At 67.5% G+C, this 23,501-nt stretch carries 23 protein-coding genes; 12 read left to right on the top strand and 11 right to left on the bottom strand.

Annotation, left to right across the window (positions count from 1 at the left end; translation table 11 throughout):
* Positions 1-10: 10 nt before the first annotated feature.
* The 3 genes from A37E_RS0122565 to A37E_RS0122555 form a co-directional block, all read right to left on the bottom strand.
* Entirely contained in the window at positions 11-1,420 is a 1,410-nt protein-coding gene (locus tag A37E_RS0122565; protein ID WP_029558683.1) for an amino acid ABC transporter permease, read from the bottom strand.
* Position 1,421: 1 nt separating this feature from the next.
* Positions 1,422-2,717 (bottom strand): amino acid ABC transporter permease, encoded by a 1,296-nt coding sequence (locus A37E_RS0122560; protein ID WP_029558682.1) that lies wholly within the window; start codon positions 2,715-2,717, stop codon positions 1,422-1,424.
* Between the two features lie 128 nt (positions 2,718-2,845).
* Positions 2,846-3,856 (bottom strand): amino acid ABC transporter substrate-binding protein, encoded by a 1,011-nt coding sequence (locus tag A37E_RS0122555; protein WP_024278849.1) that lies wholly within the window; start codon positions 3,854-3,856, stop codon positions 2,846-2,848.
* A gap of 178 nt (positions 3,857-4,034) precedes the next feature.
* Between A37E_RS0122555 and metC the strand changes: the two genes are divergently transcribed.
* Together metC and A37E_RS0122545 are read left to right on the top strand one after the other, a co-directional pair.
* Complete coding sequence (gene metC / locus A37E_RS0122550) at positions 4,035-5,249, top strand: cystathionine beta-lyase (protein WP_029558681.1); 1,215 nt, start codon at positions 4,035-4,037, stop codon at positions 5,247-5,249.
* Positions 5,250-5,331: 82 nt separating this feature from the next.
* Positions 5,332-5,526: a hypothetical protein gene (locus A37E_RS0122545; protein ID WP_029558680.1), complete on the top strand. Its 195-nt coding sequence runs from the start codon at positions 5,332-5,334 to the stop codon at positions 5,524-5,526.
* Positions 5,527-5,542: 16 nt separating this feature from the next.
* On the opposite strand, the gene panC is transcribed toward A37E_RS0122545, so the two are convergent.
* On the bottom strand, positions 5,543-6,388 hold the full coding sequence (gene panC / locus A37E_RS0122540) for a pantoate--beta-alanine ligase (protein ID WP_029558679.1): 846 nt from the start codon (positions 6,386-6,388) through the stop codon (positions 5,543-5,545).
* Between the two features lie 153 nt (positions 6,389-6,541).
* Between panC and A37E_RS0122535 the strand changes: the two genes are divergently transcribed.
* Positions 6,542-7,276, top strand: a complete 735-nt coding sequence (locus A37E_RS0122535; protein WP_051679269.1) for a hypothetical protein — start codon at positions 6,542-6,544, stop codon at positions 7,274-7,276.
* Between the two features lie 74 nt (positions 7,277-7,350).
* Entirely contained in the window at positions 7,351-8,070 is a 720-nt protein-coding gene (locus tag A37E_RS0122530) for a DnaJ domain-containing protein (protein ID WP_245279406.1), read from the top strand.
* A gap of 15 nt (positions 8,071-8,085) precedes the next feature.
* Here A37E_RS0122530 and A37E_RS0122525 read toward each other — a convergent pair whose 3' ends face one another.
* Positions 8,086-10,122, bottom strand: a complete 2,037-nt coding sequence (locus A37E_RS0122525) for a D-alanyl-D-alanine carboxypeptidase (protein ID WP_038193558.1) — start codon at positions 10,120-10,122, stop codon at positions 8,086-8,088.
* Positions 10,123-10,417: 295 nt separating this feature from the next.
* Between A37E_RS0122525 and A37E_RS0122520 the strand changes: the two genes are divergently transcribed.
* The 3 genes from A37E_RS0122520 (at position 10,418) to clpA (ending at position 14,270) form a co-directional block, all read left to right on the top strand.
* Complete coding sequence (locus A37E_RS0122520; RefSeq protein WP_024278856.1) at positions 10,418-10,750, top strand: phasin family protein; 333 nt, start codon at positions 10,418-10,420, stop codon at positions 10,748-10,750.
* A 497-nt stretch (positions 10,751-11,247) separates the two neighbouring features.
* Positions 11,248-11,574, top strand: a complete 327-nt coding sequence (gene clpS, locus A37E_RS0122515) for an ATP-dependent Clp protease adapter ClpS (protein WP_169121436.1) — start codon at positions 11,248-11,250, stop codon at positions 11,572-11,574.
* Positions 11,575-11,819: 245 nt separating this feature from the next.
* Positions 11,820-14,270, top strand: coding sequence for an ATP-dependent Clp protease ATP-binding subunit ClpA (clpA, locus tag A37E_RS0122510; protein ID WP_029558674.1), 2,451 nt, complete (start codon positions 11,820-11,822; stop codon positions 14,268-14,270).
* A 73-nt stretch (positions 14,271-14,343) separates the two neighbouring features.
* Here clpA and A37E_RS0122505 read toward each other — a convergent pair whose 3' ends face one another.
* The gene (locus A37E_RS0122505) at positions 14,344-14,850 is read right to left on the bottom strand and encodes a sterol desaturase family protein (protein WP_024278859.1); all 507 of its coding nucleotides are present in this window, start codon (positions 14,848-14,850) and stop codon (positions 14,344-14,346) included.
* 148 nt (positions 14,851-14,998) lie between these two features.
* On the opposite strand from A37E_RS0122505, the gene A37E_RS0122500 reads away from it, so the two are divergent.
* Both A37E_RS0122500 and A37E_RS0122495 read left to right on the top strand, forming a co-directional pair.
* Positions 14,999-15,379, top strand: a complete 381-nt coding sequence (locus A37E_RS0122500) for a 4a-hydroxytetrahydrobiopterin dehydratase (RefSeq protein ID WP_029558673.1) — start codon at positions 14,999-15,001, stop codon at positions 15,377-15,379.
* Between the two features lie 42 nt (positions 15,380-15,421).
* Entirely contained in the window at positions 15,422-16,477 is a 1,056-nt protein-coding gene (locus A37E_RS0122495) for an aminotransferase class III-fold pyridoxal phosphate-dependent enzyme (RefSeq protein ID WP_197023033.1), read from the top strand.
* Positions 16,478-16,483: 6 nt separating this feature from the next.
* Here A37E_RS0122495 and A37E_RS0122490 read toward each other — a convergent pair whose 3' ends face one another.
* The 5 genes from A37E_RS0122490 to A37E_RS0122470 are packed head-to-tail and all read right to left on the bottom strand — an operon-like array spanning position 16,484 to position 20,401.
* On the bottom strand, positions 16,484-17,203 hold the full coding sequence (locus tag A37E_RS0122490; protein ID WP_029558671.1) for a (5-formylfuran-3-yl)methyl phosphate synthase: 720 nt from the start codon (positions 17,201-17,203) through the stop codon (positions 16,484-16,486).
* On the bottom strand, positions 17,200-17,769 hold the full coding sequence (locus A37E_RS0122485) for a DUF447 domain-containing protein (RefSeq protein ID WP_029558670.1): 570 nt from the start codon (positions 17,767-17,769) through the stop codon (positions 17,200-17,202). Before A37E_RS0122485 ends, A37E_RS0122490 begins: the two co-directional genes overlap by 4 nt.
* Complete coding sequence (locus tag A37E_RS0122480) at positions 17,766-19,184, bottom strand: DUF6513 domain-containing protein (protein ID WP_029558669.1); 1,419 nt, start codon at positions 19,182-19,184, stop codon at positions 17,766-17,768. Before A37E_RS0122480 ends, A37E_RS0122485 begins: the two co-directional genes overlap by 4 nt.
* Positions 19,185-19,187: 3 nt before the next feature.
* Entirely contained in the window at positions 19,188-19,766 is a 579-nt protein-coding gene (locus A37E_RS0122475; RefSeq protein ID WP_029558668.1) for a flavoprotein, read from the bottom strand.
* Entirely contained in the window at positions 19,763-20,401 is a 639-nt protein-coding gene (locus A37E_RS0122470) for an aspartate kinase (RefSeq protein WP_245279469.1), read from the bottom strand. Before A37E_RS0122470 ends, A37E_RS0122475 begins: the two co-directional genes overlap by 4 nt.
* A 214-nt stretch (positions 20,402-20,615) precedes the next feature.
* Between A37E_RS0122470 and A37E_RS0122465 the strand changes: the two genes are divergently transcribed.
* From A37E_RS0122465 to A37E_RS0122455, 3 genes are all read left to right on the top strand, one after another.
* Positions 20,616-21,008: a cytochrome c family protein gene (locus tag A37E_RS0122465; protein WP_024278867.1), complete on the top strand. Its 393-nt coding sequence runs from the start codon at positions 20,616-20,618 to the stop codon at positions 21,006-21,008.
* 289 nt (positions 21,009-21,297) lie between these two features.
* Positions 21,298-22,023 (top strand): 16S rRNA (uracil(1498)-N(3))-methyltransferase, encoded by a 726-nt coding sequence (locus tag A37E_RS0122460; RefSeq protein WP_029558666.1) that lies wholly within the window; start codon positions 21,298-21,300, stop codon positions 22,021-22,023.
* 251 nt (positions 22,024-22,274) lie between these two features.
* Positions 22,275-23,396: a carboxylate-amine ligase gene (locus tag A37E_RS0122455; RefSeq protein WP_245279405.1), complete on the top strand. Its 1,122-nt coding sequence runs from the start codon at positions 22,275-22,277 to the stop codon at positions 23,394-23,396.
* Positions 23,397-23,501: the final 105 nt, after the last annotated feature.

Below are 23,501 nucleotides of genomic sequence, written 5' to 3'. Positions count from 1 at the left end.
GTTGCCCCTCTCAGTGCCGGTGCGCCCGGTCGAGGCGCTTTTCCAGCGCCATCGAGTACCGGGACATGCCGAAGCAGAAGACGAAATAGATGATTCCGGCGAAGCCGAAGCCAGTGAACAGGGTGGTGGGCGAGGCCCAGTTGGGATCGGTGAAGGCCGCCCGCATGGAGCCGAGCAGGTCGAAGATCGAGACGATCAGCACCAGCGTCGTATCCTTGAACAAGCCGATGAAGTTGTTGACGATGCCGGGGATCACCAGCTTCAGCGCCTGCGGCAGCACGACGAGGCGCATCATCAGCCCCGACCTGAGGCCCACCGCCATGGCGCCCTCATACTGGCCCTTGGGAATGGCCTGCAGGCCGCCGCGCACCACCTCCGCCATGTAGGCCGAGGCGAACAAAGCGACACCCACCAGCGCCCGCAGCAGTCCGTCGATGGTGAAGCGGCCGGGCAGGAACAACGGCAGCATGTAGGTGGCGAAGAACAGCACGGTGATGAGCGGCACGCCGCGCCAGAACTCGATAAAGATGATGCACAGCCACTTCACCAGCGGCAGGCGCGAGCGCCGGCCGAGGGCGAGGAGGATGCCGAAGGGCAGGGACACGGTGATGCCGGTGACGGCGATCACCAGCGTCACCAGCAGGCCGCCCCACAAGCGGGTCTCGACCTGCGGCAGGCCGGTGTCGATGTCCACCGCCAGCAGCACCACGGCAAGGACGCCGAGCACGCTGAGCGTCGTTTGCGCCGCCGAGCGTCCGCCCTCCGGCCCCGCAAGGAAGCGGGAGATGCCGTAGGCGATGGCCGTCAGTAGGACGGTGGAGAGGACGTAATCGATCCAGAAGCCGATCCGCAGGCCCTGCGCGCCGCCGATGGTGGAGAAATCGACGCCGAGCCAGCCGAGGACGAAGCGCTGGAGATCGAGGTTGCCGCCGGTGAGCAGCACGAAGGCCACCACCGGATAGACGCCGAAGAAGAGAATCGCGTTGAGCCTCTTGTAGGGCAGGCTCTGGATCAGCAGCGGCAGCAGCAGGATGGCGCCGAGCCAGTAGACCACGTTCACCCGCCAGCGCTCGCTGGCCGGGTAGAAGCCGTAGATGAGCTGGTCGAGCTTGGCCCAGATGAAGGGCCAGCAAGCGCCCACCGGCCGCCCGAGCTTCTCGGCGAGGCAGGCATCTCGGTTCGTGCCGGTCCACACCGCATCGATGAGGAAGAATTTGATGAGCGGCGGCACCGTCACATAGAGCAGCCAGATGCCGAACAGGGTGAGCAGCACCTGCGGCACCGAACCGAACAGATGCTGGCGGGCCCACAGGATGGGGCCGCGGGTCGCGACCGGGGCCGGCTGCGGCTCGTGGAACGCCGTCGAGACGAAGGGCGTCGCGGGGGTGATGGACGGGCGGGGGGCGGAGATGTCCGTCATGTCACCGCTCCACCAGCGCGACGCGCTTGTTGTACCAGCCCATGATCGTCGAGGTGACGATGGAGATGGTGAGATAGACCGCCATGATGATGGCGATGATCTCAATGGCCTGGCCGGTCTGGTTCAGCGTGGTGCCGGCGAACACGGCGAACAGGTCAGGATAGCCCACCGCGACGCCCAGCGACGAGTTCTTGGTGAGGTTGAGATACTGGCTGGTCAAAGGCGGCACGATCACCCGCATGGCCTGCGGGATGATGACGAGGCGCAGCGTCGGCCCGTTGCGCAGGCCGAGCGAATGGGCCGCCTCGGTCTGGCCCTTGGACACGGCAAGGATGCCCGAGCGCACGATCTCGGCGATGAAGCCGCCGGTGTAGATGGACAGCGCCAGCAGCAGCGACACGAATTCGGGGATGACGCGCAGCCCGCCGACGAAGTTGAAGCCGCGCAGCTCCGGCTTCTCGACGCCGACCGGGAAGCCCATCGCGGCGGAGGCGAGGAGCGGCAGCACGATGATGAGGCCGAGCGAGGTCCAGAAGACGGGGAAGAAATGCCCGGTCGCCTCCCGCCGCTTCTTTGCCCAGCGGCCGAGCAGGAAGCTCAAGATCAAGGCGGCGATGAGGGCGTAGAGGATGGCCATGGAGCCGTCCTCGAAGATCGGGCGCGGCACCACGAGGCCGCGGTTGTTCACGAACACGCCCGGTGCGGCGAGGGTGGCGGCATAGGTCGAGAGCGGGCCGCCGAGGAAGCCGAGGCCGATGGAGGACAGGCCCGAGCCGATGGCGCCGAGCAGCGGTTGCAGCCCGAAGCCCCAGCTTTGGCGCGGGCCGGGCAGGGTGGCCAGCACGGCGAGGTACCAGAACATGATCTGGAACAGCGGCGGCAGGTTGCGGGTGATCTCCACATAAGCGGAGGCCAGCGCCTTGATGACCACGTTCTTCGACAGCCGGGCCACACCCATCAGGAAGCCGATGAGGGTCGCGAGGATGATGCCGAGGAAGGCCACCAGCAACGTGTTGAGCAGCCCCACCAGGAAGGCGCGGCCGTAGGACATGGATTCGTTGTAGGGGACCAGCGACTGGCTGATGGCGAAGCCGGCGCGATTGTCGAGGAAGCCGAAGCCTGAGGCGATGCCGAGCCTGGAGAGGTTGGACTGGGCGTTGGAATAGAACGACCACAGCAACCAGAGGAGAATGACCGCGACGGTGATCTGGATCACCTGGGACCGCAGCTTGGGATCCGTCCAGGACCAGCGACGGCCCCGTGGCCGCGGCGGCGCGGCAGGGCTGACTTCAGACATGAAACCCCCGAAAGCTCAGGCCTTTGGCCTGTGTTCTTGGTGGCGGAGGGCACGATGCCCGCGTCCTCCGCCCCGTCTTCAAGCCAAGTTCTCAAGCAAGGCGTGGGCCATCAGGCCCCGGGGTGCGCTCAGCGCACCGGCGGGCCGTACTGGATGCCACCCTTGGTCCAGAGGTTGTTGAGGCCGCGCTCGATACCGAGCGGGGTGGCGGGGCCGACATTGCGGTCGTAGATCTCGCCGTAATTGCCGGTCGCCTTGATGATGCGCACCACCCAGTCGGGGGTGAGGCCGATGCCCTCGCCATACTTGCCGTCGGTGCCGAGCAGGCGCTTGATGTCCGGATTCTCGGACTTCACCATCTCGTCGACGTTCTTCTGGGTGATGCCCAGCTCTTCCGAGTTCAGCAGCGCGAAGTAGGTCCACTTCACGAGGTCGAACCACTGGTCGTCGCCGTGGCGCACCAGCGGGCCGAGGGGCTCCTTGGAGATGGTCTCGGGCAGCAGCACGTGGTCGGCCGGGTTGGTGAGCTTAAGGCGCACGGCGGCGAGCTGGGACTTGTCCGAGGTGAACACGTCGCAGCGGCCGGATTCATAGGCCTTCACCGTCTCGTCGAGGGTCGCGAAGGCGATGACCTCGCGGTACTTCATGTTGTTGGCGCGGAAGTAGTCGCCCACATTCAGCTCGTTCGACGTGCCGGTCTGCACGCAGATGGAGGCTTCCTGCAGCTCCTTCGCGGATTTCAGGCCCACCGACTTGCGGATGAGGAAGCCCTGGCCATCGTAATACATCACGCCGGCGAAGTTGAAGCCGAGGGTGGTGTCGCGCGACATGGTCCAGGTGGTGTTGCGCGACAGCACGTCGATGGCGCCGGAGGTCAACGCCGTGAAGCGGTCCTTGGCGGAGAGGGGGGTGAACTTCACCTTGGTGGGATCGTTGAAGATGCCGGCGGCGATGGCGCGGCAGAAGTCCACGTCGAGCCCGCTCCATTCATTCTTGTCGTTGGGGCTGGAGAAGCCGGGCAGGCCCTGCGTCACGCCGCAGTTGAGGGCGCCTCTCGCCTTCACGTCGTCGAGGGTCGCGGCCTGCACGGCACCGGCCAGCGACAGAAGTCCTGCTGCTGCGAGGAGGATGCGTTTCACGGAAGGTTCCTTTTTTCGCGACGACGAGCCCTGCCGCGGCCGCCTCCCGCCGCGATCCGGCACGAGATGGCTCGACGGACGGATCAAGGCCGTCTATCCCGCCCATCACAACCCCTCACAGCGGAGCGGTCAATAGCGGCCGGCCGGTCGCAAGCTGCCGTGACCACAGGAGATGCGCATGTCGGACGCAAGCAGGGATGACCACGGGGCAGACGGAGCGTCAGGCGAGGGGCGGGGCACGGCCACCAAGATCGTCCATGCCGGCCGCGATCCCCGCCGCTTCGACGGATTCGTGAACACCCCGGTGGTGCGCGGCTCTACCGTGCTCTACCCGAATTACGACGACCTCATTCACCATCGCGCGCGCTACACCTACGGTCGCCACGGCAACCCCACCAGCGAGAGCCTGCAGGTGGCGCTCACCGCGCTGGAAGGCGGTGACGGCGTGGTGCTCACCCCGTCCGGCCTGTCGGCGGTGACGACGGCGCTGCTCGCGGTTGCCGTCAGCGGCGATCACGTGCTCGTGGTGGACAGCGTCTACCGGCCCACCCGCAATTTCTGCGACGGGCTCTTCGCTCGCCTCGGCGTCGAGACCACCTATTACGATCCGCTGATCGGCGCGGGCATCGCGGCGCTGATCCGGCCGAACACCAAGGCCATCTTCCTGGAGGCGCCCGGCTCCCAGAGCTTCGAGATGCAGGATGTGCCGGCCATCGTCGCGGTGGCGAAGGCGCGCGGAATCACCACCCTTATCGACAACACCTGGGCGACCCCGGTCTTCTTCAAGCCCCATGCCTTCGGCGTGGATATCTCCATCCAGTCCGGCACCAAATATATCTGCGGCCACGCGGATGTGAGCATCGGCACCATCTCCGCCGTCGGCTCCGCCCTCGGCAAGGTGCGCTCCACCTACAGCGCGCTGGGCATGACGGTCGGTCCCGACGACATCGCGCTCGCCGCCCGCGGCCTGCGCACGCTGGCGGTGCGGCTCGCCCACCACCAGAAGGCGGGGCTGGAGATGGCCGAGTGGCTCGCCACGCGGCCGGAAGTCTCGCGCGTGCTGCATCCCGCCCTGCCGTCCGATCCCGGCCATGCCATCTGGAAGCGGGACTTCAGCGGCGCCAGCGGCCTGTTCAGCCTCATCCTGAAGCCGGTGCCCGAGAAGGCGGTCGCGGCCTTCTTCGATGCGCTGACGCTGTTCGGGATGGGCTATTCCTGGGGCGGCTACGAGAGCCTCGCCATCCCCTTCGACTGCAAGGACTACCGCACCGCGACGCGGTGGGAGGTGGAAGGGCCGGCGGTGCGCGTGCACATCGGGCTCGAGGACACCGCCGACCTCAAGGCCGACCTCGACCATGCCTTCGCCCGGATGCGAGAGGTGGCCGCCGGCTAGAAGCCTTTGCCGGCGCCACGGGGAAACCCATGGCGCCGGGAAGCGTTCTCCTTACGGAACACAACACCGTCAGGAGAGCCCCATGCAAGATCCGAAGGAAGCCCGAGAGGACGTGGAATTCCACCGCACCGATGGCCGCACGGTGGACGGGGCGCCGGTGAAGACGGCAGCCAAGGCCAGGCAGGGCGTCACATCCGGACGCATGCTCATGGTCCTTTCCGTCGGCCTCGCGCTGGTGGTGATCGGCTTTGCGGCGAGCTACATGGGCGCGGTGTAGACCGCCCCCATGGGCGTCACACCGGGATGTTGTCGATCAGGCGGGTCTGGCCGAGCCATGCGGCGGCGAGCAGGCGGATGGGCTCCTTGGCATCCTTGAGCGGCGCCAGGGTCTCCGCGTTGCGGGCCGCCACATAGTCGACCTTGAGGCCGAGCGCGGAGATCATGCCGGAGGCGGTATCCACCGCCGCCTGCGGCTCCGTTCCCGCGCGAATCTGCTCGGCGGCGCGCGTGAGCGCGGCATAGATCACCGGCGCGATCTTGCGCTGTTCCTCGTCGAGATAGGCGTTACGGGAGGAGAGGGCGAGGCCATCCTCCTCGCGGATGGTCGGCACCGGCACCACCTCGACGCCGAGATCGAGATCCCTCGACAGCCGCGTCACCACCTTGAGCTGCTGGTAGTCCTTCTCACCGAACATGGCGTAGTCGGGCGCGCACTGGATGAAGAGCTTGCCCACCACGGTCGCCACGCCGCCGAAGAAGTGGGGCCGGAAATCCGTCTCCAGCCCTTCGGAGGGGCCGCCCACGCTGATGCGGGTGGCAAAGCCCGCCGGATACATCTCGGTCGATGTGGGCGCATAGACGAGATCGACCCCGACTTCGGCGAGCTTGGTGAGGTCCGCCTCCAGCGCGCGGGGATATTTGTCGAAATCCTCGTTCGGGGCGAACTGGGCGGGATTGACGAAGATCGACACGACGGTGCGGCCGGCGCGTTCCCGCGCCTTCTCGGCGAGCGCCATGTGGCCCACATGGAGCGCGCCCATGGTTGGCACCAGCGCCACCTTGGAGCCCTCGGCCCGGAAGCCGGCCACCGCCGACCTCAGTTCGCGCACCCGGCCCACAACCCTCGGCAAAGTCGCCATCGTCCCATCCCCTCGATACGGCGCCCGGCCGCTGGGGGGTGCAGATAGGCCCTGGGCCGGTCCGCTTCAAGCCATTGCCGCCGTGCGGACGGTCGGGCGAGGGCCTTGGTGCGCCGTTCGATGCGGCTTATGTGTGGGAACAGAGAGGAACGCATGGCCACGCGCGACGACAGCAAGGGGAAACTGGCGGAAACCAAAGCCGCCGGATCGGTTCCTGTTTCCGGTTCGGCCGAGGTGGAGGCGTTCCTGGCCGCGGCCCGCAGCATGCCGCCGGCCCGACCTGCGGATGGCCGCGGTCGGCTGTCCTTCGCGCTCGATGCCACAGGTTCGCGCCAGCCCACTTGGACGCTCGCATGCGACATCCAGGCGGACATGTTCGCCTCTGCCGCCGCCCATGGCGGGCTCGACATGCAGATCGTCTATTATCGCGGACAGGATGAGTGCCGCGCCTCCCCCTTCGTGCGCGATGCCGCGACGCTGGGCGGGCTGATGCGGCGCATCTCCTGCATGGGCGGCCTCACCCAGATCAACCGCATCCTGGGCCATCTCGGCAAGGAAGCCGAGCGCTCGGGGCTGCGCGCCGCGGTCTTCGTCGGCGACGCGGTGGAGGAAGACCCGGCGGTGCTGAAGGAGGCCGCGGGGCAGCTCGCCCTGCGCGGCGTGAAGCTGTTCATGTTCCAGGAAGGCCACGATGCGCGCGTGGAAGACGTCTTCCGCGGCCTTGCGCAGGTCACAGGTGGCGCGTGGTGCCGGTTCGACCCCTCGGCCCCCGGCGAGCTTCGCCAATTGCTCGCGGCGGTCGCCGCCTATGCGGCCGGCGGCCAGATGGCGCTGACGTCCCGCCGCGACGACGGCGCCCGGCGCCTCATCGCCGCCATGGGCCGCTGACCGGTGGCGTTTCGCCCGTCTTTCGAAACCATCCCGCCGGCGCAGGGGCGCGGCGACCCGATCCGGAGTTCCGCGTGATTAGTCTTGTCGCCGGTGCGTTGCTGTTGCTGATCGGCCTCTATGGCCTTTCGGTCTGGACCAAAGCCGATCCGAAGGCCCTCATCGCCGCCATGATGCGGACGCTGGCCTATGCCGCCCTTCTCGGCGCCGCAGGCGCTCTGGTGACAGGGCGGATCGGCATCGCGATTCCGCTCGGGGCGGTGGGCATCGCCCTCCTGGGGCGGCTCGATCCGCAGGGGATCGGCGGTTATCTCGGCGGGCTATTCAAACGGCGGGGCGCACCGAAAACCTCGGGCGTGCGCACCGCGATGATCGAGATGGAACTGGACCATTCCACCGGAGACATGCGGGGAACGGTGCTTGCCGGGGTCCATGCCGGGCGGCGTCTGGAGGAGCTGGACATCCCCTCCCTGGTCGCGCTGCGCCCGCAGTGCGATGCGCAGTCGCTCGCCTTACTCGAAGCTTATCTCGACCGCCGGGCGCCCGCCTGGCGTGAGAACGCACAGGGAAACGCGGGTGCGGGGGATATGGGCGGAGGCGGTGGCCTGGACGCTGCGATGCCCGAGGAGGAGGCCTATCAGATCCTTGGCCTTCAGCCGGGCGCGAGCGCGGAAGCTGTCCGCGCGGCGCACCGCTCCCTCATGAAGAAGCTCCACCCCGATCATGGGGGCTCCGATTATCTCGCGGCGAGGATCAACCGAGCGAAGGACGTGATCTTGCGCAAGCATCGCTGATTCTCTGTCAGAACTTCAATTCCTGATAGGCATGCAGTCGAAATCGTTACGCTTGAGTAAACGACAAGCTTCCTTGGCCGACTTCTCATCGAACCCGGCAAAGCGGGCGCGGTAGAGTTCGGTAGAACCCTTGGTCACCTTCTCGGTGTAGGGGTCGGCGCCGGCCAGCGCCGACTTCACCCGGGTGCGGGCGGCATCGAGCTTGGTGCGGGCCGCACGCTCGGCATCGAACGCGCCGATCTGGATGCTCCAGCCGGTCTTGGCGGAAGCCGGCACGTGGCTGCGCTGGGAGGGGGCAGCGGCAGGCGCGGGCTGGGGCTCGGCCACCGGGGCGAGGGAGGCCGTGCGCACCGGCTTTGCGGCCTGCTGGACCGCCTGCGGGTTGGCGCGGTTGTCCACCACGCCTTCACGGGCGGCGCGCAGGGCGCGGGCATAGGGATCATCCGGCTCCATGGCGGCGATGCGCGCGGCGCGCATGGCCTGCTCGGCCGCGGCATCGTGCGCGCCGAGCCGGGAATTGTCCTTGCCGGACGGCGGGGCGGTCGGAGCGGGCACATCGGTACGCGCGGCGACCTGCTGCGGCTTGGCGTGGGCCCGGCCCTCGGCCGCGGCGGTCGCGGCGGCGGCGGCCGGCGACTGCGCAAGGCGGGAGGGGCCGAGATAGCCGAGGACGCCCGAGGGAGCGGAGGTGAACTGGGTGTTGGAGGCCACCTGGACCGGGGCGGGGGCGGCGGCCAGCGCCGCAGCCACGTTGGCGGCGATGGGCTTCTGGATGGCGACGGTCTTCACGGCCACCGGCTTGATGGGCTCGGCCGAGCCGGGCTTCACCTGGGGCAGGGGGGCCGAAGGCGCTGCGGCGGCGACGGTCTGATTGGCCGTGCGCGTGGCGGGCTTGGCGGGGATGGAGGCGGTGGTGGTCGGCTCGGCGTTGGCCTCGACCACGGCCGGCTTCGGCAGCGGCGCCACCGCATGGGGCTGGACGTCGTCACGGGCGGCGACGATGGGCATGGGCGCGTTGAAGGTGCCGGGCTTGCTGATGGAGAAGGCGTTGTCCGCCACTTCGGTGATCTTCGGCGCGATGCGGCCGCCGGCATAGGCGGTGGGCAGATTCTGGCTGATGAGGCTGGTCATCCGCGCATCGCGCGAACCGCCACTGGAGCCACCGAGCACGACGCCGACCAGATAGCGTCCGTCCCGCTTCACCGAGGTGACGAGATTGTAGCCCGAGGCATTGGTGTAGCCGGTCTTGATGCCGTCCACGCCGTCGATCCGGCCGAGCAGGCGGTTGTGATTGCCGATGGCTTGACCGCGATAATAGAAGGTGCGGGTGGCGAAGTACTTGTATTGCTTGGGAAAGCGCTCCTGGATGGCGCGGCCGAGGATGGACAGGTCGCGGGCCGTCGTCACCTGGTTCACGTTCGGCAGGCCGGAGGCATTGCGATAGACCGTGCGGCTCATGCCGAGGGCGTGGGCCTTCTCGGTCATCGCTTCGGCGAAGGCGGACTCGGAGCCGGCGAGATTTTCCGCGATCACCACCGCCACGTCGTTGGCCGAGCGGGTGACGATCGCCTTGATGGCGTCTTCCACTTCAATGGTCTGGCCGGGCTTCATGCCGAGCTTGGAGGGCTGCTGCGACGCCGCCTTCGCGGATACCTCCAACTTGCTGTCGAGGCGAAGATTTCCGGCCTCCAGCTGCTCGAACAGGAGGTAAAGCGTCATGATCTTGGTGACTGAGGCAGGATGTCGCAGGGCGTCCGGATTTTCCTCGTACAGCACCTTGCCGGTATTCCCGTCCACGATGATGGCGGCGGAGCCGTAGCGCCAGCGACCACCGTCCGGGTCCGCAGCGGCAGCGGTCTTGGTATTGGGGGACGGCTTCGACTTGGATGCGGACTTCGACGCGGACTTGGAGGACGACTTCGCGCTGCGCTCCACCTGCGTCTTCTTGCGCGGCTTCGCGTCGGCCACCGTTGCCGTCAGGGAGAAGGCCGCAAGCACCGCAAGGGCAAGGGCTTTCGAGCAATGTGGCAGACCGCCGCGAGCGTAACGCATGTACTTTTGTCCCGTGTCGCTGGTCGCAGACGCCGCCCCTTTTCCGGAAAGACCGATGTGACAGGGAAGCCTTGTGAGAGGCTTGTGCGTCGCACCGGAGGTCCAGGGAAGCGACCAGTGCCTGACCCTAAAAACGCGGAGTTACCAAGGCGTAAACCGGGCGCCTCTGCCATATTGTGCGGTGCACCATATCGCTTGACTTTCGTTGTGCAGTGCATAATATCCACAACTGAGCGGAGGCATAATCCACTCGACGCTAGGCCGGCGCGTTTGCTGGCGCGAAAGGGGACATCCAATGGTTCAGGGCGCTGAAGAGCTCCAGAAGCTCAGCAAGGACAATGTCGAAGCCGCGATGAAGAGCTTCGGCACGCTTTCCAAGAGCGCGCAGGCGATCGCGGTGGAAATCGCCGATTACACCAAGGCTTCCTTCGAGCAGGGCACCGCTGCCCTCGAGAAGCTGCTCGGTGCCAAGACCCTCGAGCAGGCCATCGAGATCCAGCAGTCTTACCTCAAGACCGCCTACGAGGGCGCCGTCGCCCAAGCGACCAAGCTCGGCGAGCTCTACACGGAGCTGGCGAAGGAGAGCTACAAGCCCTTCGAGACCTCCTTCGGCAAGTTCGGCCGCTGAGGCAAATTCCTCGGGCTTGCGGCCTGAGGCTCGCCCCGTCCGGCGCGCAGCACTGCGTGCCGGGGGCTGGATGATCCCGCGAGGCCGGCCCGTCAGGGATGGCCTCCCGGTTCCGCGCCGGGGGCTCGTATCGCGTCGCGCCCCGGCGCCCCCATCTGTGACGATCCGGTCGCGCCCGCTCCCTGACCGCGCATCAATGCGCCGCACGCGGGATATGCGCACCTGACCTTGCGCTCGTCAGCATTGCTCCCGACATAGAAGCCGACCGAACGTCCATGCGGTCGCATGCGCTTGGTGTCCTCCTTGCGCACTGCGGTACTGGCGCGGACGCATCGATTTTTCTATGATTGCCAGCCGTCAGGGGCTGCGCCGAGGCTCCGGCTTGCCTCCGGGGATCGCGACAGGGCGCGAGGATCATGAAGCACGTTTTCCATCCGTCTCATCCGGCTGGCGCCCATTCGGCCCGCGTGATGCCCGCGCGCACGCTGCCGCGCGCCATGGCGGGCGAGCCGCCGCGCAAGGGCGACGGACCGGGCACGGCCGTCATCACCCGCACCAAGCCCCAGACCAAGCGGCCGAGCCTTTATCGCGTGCTGCTGCTCAACGACGACTACACGCCCATGGAGTTCGTGGTGCACGTGCTTGAGCGGTTCTTCAGCAAGAACCGGGACGAGGCGAACCGCATCATGCTCCACGTCCACCATCACGGCGTCGGCGAATGCGGCGTTTTCACCTACGAGGTCGCCGAGACCAAGGTGACTCAGGTGATGGATTTCGCCCGCAAGCATCAGCACCCGCTTCAGTGCGTGATGGAAAAGAAGTGAGCCGCAACAGGCGGCGTTCAGATTTCCCGCAGAAAAAGTGATCGTGCCCGACCCGGGCGGAAGTTCGGGCCGGCGGGGCGTTGTGCCGTCGTCAAGCGGAATTCGGCGACAGGCCCGCGCGCTTTCCTTTCGCCGAGGGACTTGCGCACTGCGGCATCCAGTACGAAGTTTGTGTGAATGGTGCACGTGCTCCGGATCTGGGGGAAGATTCCGAAAGTCCGGTGCGACGCGCGAAAGAGGTGTCGATGCCTACATTCTCACGCAGCCTCGAACAGTCGCTCCATCGCGCTCTGGCCCTCGCGAACGAACGCCACCACGAATACGCGACTCTCGAGCACCTGCTTCTCTCGCTCGTCGACGATCAGGATGCGGCCGCCGTCATGCGCGCCTGCAACGTCGACATGGAGAAGCTCCGTCGCAACCTCATCGAATATGTCGACACCGAGCTGGAAAATCTCGTCCAGTCCGGCTCCGACGATTCAAAGCCCACGGCCGGTTTCCAGCGCGTTATCCAGCGCGCAGTCATCCATGTCCAGTCCTCGGGCCGCGAGGAGGTGACGGGCGCCAACGTGCTCGTCGCCATCTTCGCCGAGCGCGAGAGCCATGCCGCCTATTTCCTGCAGGAGCAGGACATGACGCGGTACGACGCGGTCAACTACATCTCCCACGGCATCGCAAAGCGCTCCGGCATGTCCGAGAGCCGGCCCGTGCGCGGCGCCGAGGAGGAGACCGAGACCAAGTCCGGCGACGACAAGCAGAAGAAGGCCGACGCGCTCGACGCCTACTGCATCAACCTCAACAAGAAGGCGCATGAGGGCAAGATCGATCCCCTCATCGGCCGCGACAGCGAGATCACCCGCACCATCCAGGTGCTCTGCCGCCGGCAGAAGAACAACCCGCTGTTCGTGGGCGATCCGGGCGTAGGCAAGACCGCCATCGCCGAGGGTCTCGCCAAGCGCATCAACGACGGCGAGGTGCCGGAGGTGCTGGCCACCGCCACCGTCTTCGCCCTCGATATGGGCGCGCTGCTCGCCGGCACCCGCTATCGCGGCGACTTCGAGGAGCGCCTCAAGCAGGTGGTGAAGGAGATCGAGGCCTATCCCAACGCGATCATGTTCATCGACGAGATTCACACGGTCATCGGTGCCGGTGCGACCTCGGGCGGCGCCATGGATGCGTCCAACCTGCTGAAGCCGGCGCTGGCCTCCGGCTCGCTCCGCTGCATGGGCTCGACCACCTACAAGGAATACCGCCAGTATTTCGAGAAGGACCGCGCCCTCGTCCGTCGCTTCCAGAAGATCGACGTAGCCGAGCCCACCGTGCCGGACGCCATCGAGATCCTGAAGGGGCTGAAGCCTTACTTCGAGGACTACCACAAGCTGCGCTACACCAACGACGCCATCAAGGCAGCGGTGGAGCTGTCGGCCCGCTACATCCACGACCGCAAGCTGCCGGACAAGGCGATCGACGTGATCGACGAGTCGGGTGCGGCCCAGATGCTGCTGCCCGAGGCCAAGCGCAAGAAGACCATCGGCCTGAAGGAGATCGAGGCGACCATCGCCACCATGGCGCGGATTCCGCCCAAGACCGTCTCCAAGGACGATGCCGAGGTGCTGGCCAACCTGCAGACGACCCTCAAGCGAGTGGTCTATGGGCAGAACAAGGCCATCGAGGCGCTCTCCGCCTCCATCAAGCTGGCCCGTGCCGGCCTGCGCGAGCCGGAGAAGCCCATCGGCTGCTACCTGTTCTCCGGCCCCACCGGCGTCGGCAAGACCGAGGTTGCCAAGCAGCTCGCCTCCATCCTGGGCGTGCAGCTCCTGCGCTTCGACATGTCGGAGTACATGGAGCGCCACACCGTGAGCCGCCTCATCGGCGCGCCTCCCGGCTATGTGGGCTTCGACCAGGGCGGCCTGCTGACGGACGGCGTGGACCAGAACCCGCACTGCGTGCTGCTGCTGGACGAGATCGAGAAGGCCCATCCGGACCTCTTCAACATCCTCCTGCAGGTGATGGACCACGGGAAGCTGACCGACCACAACGGCAAGCAGATCGACTTCCGCAACGTGATTCTCATCATGACCACGAATGCGGGTGCGGCGGATCTGGCCAAGGCCGCCTACGGCTTCACCCGCAGCAAGCGCGAGGGCGACGATTCGGAGGCCATCAACCGGACCTTCGCGCCGGAGTTCCGCAACCGCCTCGACGCGGTGATCCCGTTCGGCCACCTGCCGCCCGAGGTCATCACCCAGGTGGTGGAGAAGTTCGTGCTCCAGCTGGAGGCCCAGCTCGCCGACCGCAACGTCACCATCGAGCTCTCCGACGAGGCGGGCGCGTGGCTGGTGGAGCGCGGCTACGACGAGCAGATGGGGGCGCGGCCCATGGCCCGCGTCATCCAGGAGTTCATCAAGACCCCGCTGGCGGACCTCGTGCTGTTCGGCGCGCTCAAGAATGGCGGCCACGTGCGCGTGGTGGTGGAAGGCGAGGGCAAGGACTCGAAGCTCGGCTTCGAATTCCCCGAAGGCCCCGTCACCCCCAAGCCGGAAAAGATCGTCCCGGCCCCCGCCAAGCGTCGCAAGCCGGCGGCCAAGTCCAAGGCCAAGCCCACCCCCAAGGGCAAGGGCCCGAAGGGCGGGCCGGCCGGTGGTCCGGGACGCTCCGGCAGCCCGGTGCCCAAGCTGCCGCTGGTCAAGGCCTGACGGCTTCCCGATCAAAAAGAAAGAGGCGGCTCTCGGGCCGCCTCTTTTCGTTTCAGGATCAGGAATTGCGCGGCTATTCCGCCGCCTCGCCGTTCTTGAGGCTGCCGCCGTGCAGCTTCTTCAGCTTGGCCTTCAGCGCGGCCGGCGGCGGCGCGTAGATGAAGCCGAAGGAGACGCAGCCCTCCTTGCCCTCCACCGCATGATGCAGCCGGTGCGCCTGCACGAGGCGCTTGAGATAGCCGTTGCGCGGCACGTAGCGGAACGGCCAGCGCTGGTGCGTGATGCCGTCGTGGACGAAGAAATAGAGGAAGCCGTAGACGGTCATCCCCACGCCCACCCACAGCAGCGGGCCGCCATTCCGGTAGAAGTAGATGAGCAGGATAGCGATGCCGGCGAACACGACGGCGTAGAGGTCGTTGCGCTCGAACACGCCTTCGCGCGGCTCGTGGTGCGACTTGTGCCAGCCCCAGCCCCAGCCGTGCATCACATATTTATGCGCCGCCCACGCCACGCCTTCCATGGCGGCGACGGTGAGGAGCACGATCGACGTGTTGACGAGGAAGGCGAGCGCGTTCGACATGGTTCTCCATCCGCTGCGGCAGAACGGGATATGCCCGGGGCTGCCGCGGGCCTCGTCCTTATACAGCATCACCCGCGGCGTGGCGCACTGTGCAAGATCAACTGGCAAGATCAACTGCGCGCGCCCGGGCCCTGCCGCGGAGCCGACCATGACCGTCGATCGCAAGAAGACCTTCACGCCGGATGAGGTGGCGGCCCACCTCGCCGCCGATCTGCCCCATTGGCGCTACGAGGACGGCTGGATCAAGCGCACCTACAAGACCAACAGCTGGAAGGGCACGCTGATGGTCATCAACACCGTCGGCCATCTGGCGGAGGCGGCGTGGCACCATCCCGACCTCACCGCCTCCTACGCATGGGTGGAGGTTCGGCTCCAGTCCCACGACGCCAAAGGCATCACCGTGCGCGATCTCGCCCTCGCGAAGAAGATCGAGGAGGTGGTGCAGTGGCAGCCCGGTGCCGGCGAGGATGCGCCGCTGGAGGGCACGCCCCAGCACGATCTGCGCTTTTCCTACATCAAGTACGACTGATCCCGGCGCGCTCCTTGCTTCATCCGAGGGATGGAGGAGAGCGTGTCGGTAACCGCCCCAGACGCCGACGGCATTGAAGCGCCGCCCGACGATGCAGCCGCCGTTGCGGCGCCGTCGCTCGATTTCTCGGGCGCCGTCCGCTTCGATTCCGCGCGGATCATGGAAGGAGAGGTGGGCGAAGGGGAGGGCGCTTCCGCATTCACCAGATGCGCTGCCCTCCTGACGCAGCATTCCTTCGGCGACGTGGCCCGCTTCTTTGCCGATCGCGCGACGGCGTGGCGCGCGGCGGTCGATGCCATCCGTCTCCACCACCGCACGGCGGGGCGGCCCAAGCGGCGGGAGATCATCGTGGTCTCCGACGACCCGCGGCTTGCCCCGGCGCTGGCGCAGGATGCGGGCGTGCGGCGCATCGCGGAGGACGAAGCGGCCATCGAGGCCGCCATGGGGCCGAACGTGGCGGCGCTGCTGCTCGCACCTGCCTCCATCGATACCGGCCTGCGCTTTCTGCCGGGCTTCCTCCTCGCGGCGGCACGGCAGGCGGCGGATGAGTATGGCATCGTGCTGATGTTCGACGAAACCGATGCCGGCCTCGGCCGCACCGGCATGGCCTTCGCCCACGAATGGCGCGGCGTGGCGCCGGATGTGATGGTCATCGATGGGCTGCCGGGCAAGGCCGAGGAGGGGGAGGGGGCTTCGGCACTGGTGCTCAGCGCCCGTCTGGCCCGCAGCCTGCCCTCCGGCCTGCCGCTGTTGGACGAGGATGCAGCCGCCGGCCTGCTGCCGGTCCTCGCGACCGCTTTTGCGCCCGGCTTCGAGACGCGGGTGCAGGAGATAGGCTGGAAGCTGGAGGACCGTCTCGCCACCCTGCGCTGGCGCCGGCCGGACCTTTTCAGTGACACCACTGGCACCGGCCTCGTTCAGGGGCTGGTCTGCTCCGGGCCGGCCGCTTCGCTGACCGAGGATCTGGCCGAGCGGGGCCTTTTCGCCCGGCCGCTCGGCAATGTGCTCGCCGTGCTGCCGCCGCTGACCGTGACCGAGGCGGAGATTGCAGCGGCGGGCGATATCCTCGACGCGGTGGCGGCGATCCCGCCCGCCTGACCGGCCTCAGGCGAGGATGCGCCCCGCCAGCATATCGCGCACGGCGGACAGACGCGCCGGATCGAGGGCACTGGTCCGCCCCTCGGCGCATAGGGCTCCACGGAAGCCGAGATAATGCGGCCGCAGCGCCGCCAGCGGGGCGATATCTGCCATCTTCAGCGAGCCCGCGAGGCCGGTCAGCAGCCCTTCAGCGCGGGCGGCCGCGACGAAGCGGGCGAGGGTTTCCACCGGCAGGTGGGCGAGCAGGCCGCCGGCCGCCTTGTCCGCCGTGTCCAGCATAACGCCATGGAAGCCGGCACCGGCGAACAGCGGCACGGCGGCGAGGTCCGGCGCCTGATCGGCGAAGAGCACGGCGATCAGGCGCGTTTCGCGGGCGAGGGGGCGAAGGGCTTCGAGTACGGGCGGGAGGGCGGCGCCATCGCCGAGGGCGAAGCCGATCTTCACCAGCGGCACGCCGGTGGCGGCGGTGCGCTCGGCGGCGGCGCGCAGCACGTCGGGCTCCAGCGGGTGGTCGCCCACCGTGGCGCTGAGGCTGCCCGGTGCGCCGGCGACGCGCCACAGGGCCACGGCGTCCAGCAGCGCTTCCGGCGCCCACGCGCCCAGCGCGCCCTCGGAGGGGTTCTTGAGATCCAGGATATCGACGCCCGCCGCCAGCGCCGTGCGCATCTCGTCGAGGGTCGCCACCGATGCAAGGAGGCCCGGCCGGGCCGGAACGTGCGCCGTCATGACGCTGCCCGCGCCCGGTGGTCGGCGATGGTCTCGCACAGCCAGTCCCACGCCTCGCGTTCGGCCGGACCGGCGGTCTTGTCGATGGCGATGGAGAGATAGTTCATCTCCCGGTCCACCCGGTCCGTGTCCATCATGTGCAGGCGCGAGACGAGGATGGCGCCTTCCAGCACAGCGGCCACCGCCCGGTTCAGGCCGAGGAAGGGCGCGTGGGTCTCGCGGTGGATGGTGCGGCAGAAGAAGCGGGGGCGGGTGGGGTCGTCCTCCATGCGCACCACCTCCACCTCGTCATGGGCGAGGCAGTCGGCGAGGCGTGCCGCGCCCTTGAGAAGGGTGGCGGGAACGGTGGGCCAGGAGCGGTGCCGGCCGGTGATGCAGCCGGCGAAGATGCGGGCATCATCCGAGAAGTTCACTACGCAGCTCTTCGCCGCTGCCAGATTGTCCAGCGTGCGCGAGGGGCGGAAAGGCTGGAGCAGATAGCCGCCCTCCACCACGGTCGCGCCCATGGGGGCGATATGCGCCTCCCCGGCGGCCGAGACGGTGGTGACGATGGTCTCCCGGATCACGCGCTTTCGCCTTTCTTCTTCGATGAAAGCGTCGAGCCCGCTTCCTTGAATGTCAACCGATGGGCCTCCTCGGCGCTGCCGCCGGTCTCGCCCGCGACGCCCCATTTCAAGGGCTCGTCCTGGGCATAGCGCTTGCCGAGGTGGTGGGCGATCTCCGCCCGCGCCGTCTCCACGCCGAGATAGAAAGCGTGGGCGCCGTCGTCCTCCACCTTGAGATGGGGGAAGAGGGCGAAGGGGTCCACCGCCACATGGTGGCCGTCGCGGTTGTAGACGTGGATGCCCTGCTCCGTCACCTCGATGCGGAAATTGCGGTCGGCCACCGTGGATGCGAGCCGCTCCACCTCCTCGGGGCTGGTGGACCAGGGCCGCCGGTCGCGCAGGGCCATCAGCCCGCCGCCGAAGCCCTGCGGCAGGGCGCCGGCCTCGCGCGCGGCGTAATATTCTCGCCGCGCCCGGTCGAACTCGCGCACCGCCGTGCGGCAATGGGGGCTCACCTGAACCGCCAGGACGGCATTGAGGCGCAGCTCGGAGATGATGCCCATCAGCAGCGCGTTCATGCCGGTGGTGTCGGCGTCCGTCAGCTCGGTGACATTGCCGATGCCCATCAGGATGGGAATGTCCGGCTTCAGCCGCCGCAGCTCCGCATAGCGCACGAGCGAGGCGGTGAAGCCGAGATGGATGGGATCGAGGATGGGATCGGCAAGGAAGGGCCGCCCCGCCGCCTCGCACGCCTCGACGGCCCGGATAAGGGACGCAAGGTCGCCCGCCTGCGCCGGCACCAGCACCGGCACGGCCGCGCCTTCATCGGCGATAGCGAGGTTGGTCTCGTTGAGGCTGAGCAGATAGTCCGCCCCGGCGCGGGTGCCGCGGCGCAGTTCCTCCGGATCGAAGCTGTCCACACTCACCTTGAAGCCCTCGCCCTTGAGGGCGGCGATGGCTTCTTCCAGATGCGGAAACGGATTGTCGGGCAAGGCGCCGAGGTCGATCACTTCCGCGCCCTCGCCCCTCAGGAAGCGGGCACGGTCCAGCAATTGCGGGATGGTGAGGCGGGTCGCGTCCACGATCTCGGCGAACAGCGTCACATCGTGGCGGTCGAGGGGCACATTGCGGCCCTTGCCGCGGCCGAAATAGCTGGGCAGGTCCGCCGCCTCCTCCGGCCCGCGCTCGAACGGCAGGCCGAAGCGGGCGGCGAGGCGCTCCAAGTCGCCCCGGAAGCGGCCGGGCATCAGCACCTTGTCCGTGCCTTCGGGCAGCTTGAGGCGGCGCTCCACGATCTCCGCCGTCATCAGCGCCGCCACCTTCACCCCGATGTTCACCACCACCGGATCGAGCGTGCCGTCCGCAAGCTCCTCCGCGATGCGGCGGATGCGCGGCTCGGCCAGCGAGCCGGTGACGAGGGCGACGCGCTTGGCCATGGCTCAGGCCGGGACGGGATAGAGGGTGGCAAGCTCGGCCCGGCGACGGGCGACGGCGAGGCGCAGTTCCTCCAGCGTCTCGGCCACCACGGTCGCCTCGAAGGTCTTGAGCTTCGCGGTGTTGTCCAGATCGATGCGGCGCGGATAGACCGGCACCGGGCCTTCCGGTGCCATGGTGATCATCTCCGGCTGGCTGTCGCAGGCGAACACGATGCAGGCCACCCGGCACTTGCCGGCTTGGGCGAAGCAATTGGTGACGAGCGTATCCGAGATACCGTGCACGGCCTTCGCCACCGTGTTGGAGGAGGCTGGGGAGACGACGAGGGTGTGATACTCGCCGTGATAGAATCGCCCGACGGAGGCGGAGGACGCCGAATTGTCGCGGAACACCTGGGTCTGGGCCGGCAGGGGTTCCTTGTCCTGCTTGTACATGCGCAGCACTTCGTCCGCCGCGTCCGAGATGAACAGGTCCACGTCCTGAAGCTCGCGGATGATCTCGATGCTCTCGGTGAAATAGTGCCCGGAGCCGGTGAGGGCCCAGGCCCAGCGGGGCGGCTTCTTGCTGGAACGGGTCTCGCTCATGATCGGCGCGGGCCTTCTCTCGTTTCCTCGATGCTCTGCGGTGCAAGCGGTTTGAGCGCCTGCTCCATCAGCGCCCCGTCGTCGGCGGGGACGAGGACAATATCGCCAGAATATCCCCGTGCCATGGTCGCAAAAGCCGCATCCACCAGACCGGCCGCAGTCCAGGCCGCAATATCGCTCGCGCGGTCGCCGGTCTGAGGGATCGTCACGCCCGGCGCCTTCACCAGTACCAGCCGTGGGGCCGGAAGCTGCGCGGCGAGCCACAAGGCGAGGCTGTCGGATGTCACGTCCCAGCCCTGGGGAATGTCTGGCGCGTCGAGGGTCATGGTGGCGGGAAGCCACAGGGCGGCGCCGGTCGCGACGGCGGACGTCAGTTCGGCCGGCGTCCGCGCGGGGCGCAGGCCCGGGGCCATGTCGAGGAACGCGTGGGCCATCTGCTCCATGGCGAGGATCGCCATGCGGTGGGCTGCCCCATCGGAAAGCCCCATCTGCGGCTGAATCACGCGAACCTGATCGGCCAAGGCTCCGCCTCCCGGCACGAGCACCAGGCCCTTCCGGCCCGCGAGGCGATCGAGCAGAATCCGGGGCGGCGCGCCCCGCGTCAGGCTTCCACCAATTTTGACAACAAGGGTCACGCTCAAGCCGTCGTTCCGGGTGGTCTCAAGGTCGCATCGAAGGCCGGGTTGGAAACATGCTAAGGAACCCGACCCCTCCGCCGGGGGTATATGTCGTGTCCTAGGTGGAGGCGTCTGCCCGGTAAAGCATCCAAGCTGGCTTCCGCGAAACTGCAGGTGCGAACACCACCGCCATGCACAGCCGGGGCCCGGCCGACAGAGAGGATATAGCTCAATGCGTCTTGTTCTGGCTTCTGCCCTTGTCCTCGCCGCCGCCACCGGTTCGGCCTATGCCGACCCCGACGTCGCCAAGGGCGAGACCGTATTCAAGAAGTGCATGGCCTGCCATGCCATCGGCCCCGACGCCAAGGTGAAGGTCGGCCCGCCGCTGAACGGCATCGTCGGCGCCAAGTGGGCGCACTTCGAGGGCTATGCCTATTCCCAGGACATCAAGGACGGCGCCGCCGCCGGCAAGGTGTGGGACGAGGCGACCCTCAACGACTACATCGAGAATCCCAAGCACCTCGTGCCCAAGGGCAAGATGGCCTTCGCCGGCGTCAAGAACGAGGACGAGCGCAAGGACCTCATCGCCTTCCTCGCCCAGTTCAAGCCCGACGGCTCCAAGTAAGCTCTGACAGGGAGGCGTCGATACCGAGCCTTGAGGGGCTCCGGGCGACGCCTTGCCGCCTCTGACACGGTATCTGCGTCCCTCGCATCCTCCATTCGGGGGATGCAACCAAAGGCTGCCCTTGTGGATAATACCTGAGCGCCGGTCAGGGCGTTGTCTCCCGAGGGGCGTTCGGGGGGTGAGACAGGCGGGGCCCTTCGGGTCTCCGCCTGTTTTCGTTTTCGGGGTCGGAACCGCAAGCTTGCAACGCGCGCCGATGCGTGGTGTCCCTCCGGCGAGAGGAGCCGCCATGCCCGAGCACGATTTCCACGCCCAACGCCTGCACGTCGCCGCCGATCTGGCCGAGGGCGCCGAGATCGTGCTGCAGCGCGAGGCGGCGCATTACGTGGCCAACGTCATCCGCCTTGGGGTCGGCGAGGACATCCTCCTGTTCAACGGCCGGGACGGGGAGTGGCGAGCGACACGGATCGCCGGCGGCAAGCGCGAGGTGCGCCTCGAAGTTCTGCGCGAGACCCGCGCCCAGCCGCCCGCGCCGACGCTGGAATATGCGTTCGCGCCGCTGAAGCATGCGCGGCTCGATTATATGGTTCAGAAGGCGGTGGAGATGGGCGCGGGCATCCTCAGCCCGGTCATCACCCGCTACACCCAGGTCTCCCGCGTCAATGTCGAGCGCATGACGGCCAATGCCGTCGAGGCCGCCGAACAGTGCGGCATCCTCAGTCTGCCCCATGTGGAGGAGCCGCGCCCGCTCGACAGCTGGCTTGCGTCCCTCGCCGAGCACCGCCTTTTGGTGTTCTGCGATGAGGCCTCGGCCGACGAAGACCCCATTGCCGCGCTGAAGCAGGCCCGTCCGGGACCGGTGAGCGTACTGATCGGCCCGGAGGGGGGATTCAGCCCCGAGGAGCGCACGCGCATCGCCCCCAGAGGCCTCACCCTCAGCCTCGGTCCGCGCATCCTGCGCGCCGATACGGCAGCCGTGGCCGCCCTTGCTCTGGTGAATGCGGCGCGCCGGTGAGGCTGTGAGAACGCCAATAGGGGGCTTTTGTTCCATCGTGGGAAATAAAATAGTTCTTGCGATTCGTTTGCGAACTACTTTGGATTTTGTCCATCTCGCGTGCATCGCGGGAAGACATTGAACCTTAACGTGCATTCTGGCGCGTGAATCAGTGCCCAAATTTGGACTGATTTCGCGTCAGTCTCCCCGGAACTTCGCAATAAGGCGGGCGTTACTGGCTCGCCGTGACGCCAGGTTCTGTGGAGGGCTCCGTGTCGAACGATTACAGCTTCGGAATCGAAGAGGAGTTCTTCGTCGTCGACGCCCAGACGAAGGCGGTGCAAAGGCGCATGCCGGCAGGCTTTTTCGACGAGCTGAAGGACCGGCTGGGCGACGCCGTCTCGGTGGAGATGCTCCAGTCGCAGCTGGAGATCGCGACCCGCCCGGTCACCGGCATCGGCAGCGCGCTGGATGAAATACGCGGACTACGCCACGCCGTCTCGCAGGTCGCGGGCGAGCACGGCCTCGCCGTCATCGCCTCCGGCACCCACCCCACCGCCACCTGGGACGGCGTGCGCGCCACGCGGGCGAACCGCTACGACGGCGTGATGAACGACCTCAAGATGCTGGGCGAGCGCAACATGGTGTGCGGCCTGCACGTGCATGTGGAACTGCCCGACCCGGACGAGCGGGTGGACGTGATGCGCCGCATCGTCCCCTATATCCCGCACTTCATCGCCCTCTCCACCTCCTCGCCCTTCTGGGGCGCCAAGCAGACCGGGCTCATGGGCTACCGGCTTGCCGCCTATGACGAGCTGCCGCGCACCGGCCTGCCGGAGATGTTCGAGAACAGCGCCGCCTATGAGCGCTATGTGGAAGCCATGGTTGCGGCGCGGGCCATCACCGATTCGAGTTATGTGTGGTGGGCCATCCGCCCCTCCCGCCAGTTGCCGACGCTGGAACTGCGCGCGCCGGACAGCTGCACCCGCTCGACCGACACGGTGGCCATCGCCGCCCTCTACCGCTCGCTGGTGCGCTTCCTCGTGCGCAATCCCCACCACAACCGCGATGTGGGTCCGGTGGACCGGGCCATTGCCGACGAGAACAAGTGGCGCGCCCAGCGCTATGGCGTGCACGGGTCATTCGTGGACCTTGCCCAGCGCCGCGCCGTGGCTGTGCGGGATGCGGTGGATGGGCTCGTCAACCTCGTGGCCTCGGACGCGGAGGCGCTGGGTTGCCTCGACGCCCTCATGCGCGTGCGGACCATTGCAGAGGAGGGCACCAGCGCCGACGTGCAGCTCGCCGTCTTCCAGGAGGCCCAGCACCGCACCGGCAACCGCACTGAGGCCTTGGGCGCAGTGAAGAGCTGGCTGGCCACGACCACGATGCAATGAGACCGCTGCGGAAGGTCGCCTTCGCCGCCATTTCTTGATCGAGGCCGGTACCCGCTGGCCGCAAATGTGCTCTAGGCTCCCGGCGGCTCGAACAGCGCCGGAGGC

Origin of the sequence: Xanthobacter sp. 91 (assembly GCF_000702385.1) — a bacterium.
Classification (GTDB): domain Bacteria; phylum Pseudomonadota; class Alphaproteobacteria; order Rhizobiales; family Xanthobacteraceae; genus Xanthobacter; species Xanthobacter aminoxidans.
The sequence above is the reverse complement of the archived record's forward strand: the minus strand, read 5'-3'. Positions and strand labels throughout refer to the sequence as shown.

Bases quoted from the DNA above. Each gene is read 5' to 3' on its own strand.
- A37E_RS0122505 (WP_024278859.1), bottom strand. From the start codon at position 14,850: ATGTCGAACGCGCTCGCCTTCCTCGTCAACACGTCGATCGTGCTCCTC.
- A37E_RS0122520 (WP_024278856.1), top strand. From the start codon at position 10,418: ATGGTTCAGGGCGCTGAAGAGCTCCAGAAGCTCAGCAAGGACAATGTC.
- A37E_RS0122560 (WP_029558682.1), bottom strand. From the start codon at position 2,717: ATGTCTGAAGTCAGCCCTGCCGCGCCGCCGCGGCCACGGGGCCGTCGC.
- A37E_RS0122545 (WP_029558680.1), top strand. From the start codon at position 5,332: ATGCAAGATCCGAAGGAAGCCCGAGAGGACGTGGAATTCCACCGCACC.
- A37E_RS0122525 (WP_038193558.1), bottom strand. From the start codon at position 10,122: ATGCGTTACGCTCGCGGCGGTCTGCCACATTGCTCGAAAGCCCTTGCC.
- A37E_RS0122490 (WP_029558671.1), bottom strand. From the start codon at position 17,203: ATGACGGCGCACGTTCCGGCCCGGCCGGGCCTCCTTGCATCGGTGGCG.
- A37E_RS0122535 (WP_051679269.1), top strand. From the start codon at position 6,542: ATGGCCACGCGCGACGACAGCAAGGGGAAACTGGCGGAAACCAAAGCC.
- A37E_RS0122465 (WP_024278867.1), top strand. From the start codon at position 20,616: ATGCGTCTTGTTCTGGCTTCTGCCCTTGTCCTCGCCGCCGCCACCGGT.
- metC (WP_029558681.1), top strand. From the start codon at position 4,035: ATGTCGGACGCAAGCAGGGATGACCACGGGGCAGACGGAGCGTCAGGC.
- clpA (WP_029558674.1), top strand. From the start codon at position 11,820: ATGCCTACATTCTCACGCAGCCTCGAACAGTCGCTCCATCGCGCTCTG.
- panC (WP_029558679.1), bottom strand. From the start codon at position 6,388: ATGGCGACTTTGCCGAGGGTTGTGGGCCGGGTGCGCGAACTGAGGTCG.
- A37E_RS0122460 (WP_029558666.1), top strand. From the start codon at position 21,298: ATGCCCGAGCACGATTTCCACGCCCAACGCCTGCACGTCGCCGCCGAT.
- clpS (WP_169121436.1), top strand. From the start codon at position 11,248: ATGGCGGGCGAGCCGCCGCGCAAGGGCGACGGACCGGGCACGGCCGTC.
- A37E_RS0122480 (WP_029558669.1), bottom strand. From the start codon at position 19,184: ATGGCCAAGCGCGTCGCCCTCGTCACCGGCTCGCTGGCCGAGCCGCGC.
- A37E_RS0122565 (WP_029558683.1), bottom strand. From the start codon at position 1,420: ATGACGGACATCTCCGCCCCCCGCCCGTCCATCACCCCCGCGACGCCC.
- A37E_RS0122475 (WP_029558668.1), bottom strand. From the start codon at position 19,766: ATGAGCGAGACCCGTTCCAGCAAGAAGCCGCCCCGCTGGGCCTGGGCC.
- A37E_RS0122500 (WP_029558673.1), top strand. From the start codon at position 14,999: ATGACCGTCGATCGCAAGAAGACCTTCACGCCGGATGAGGTGGCGGCC.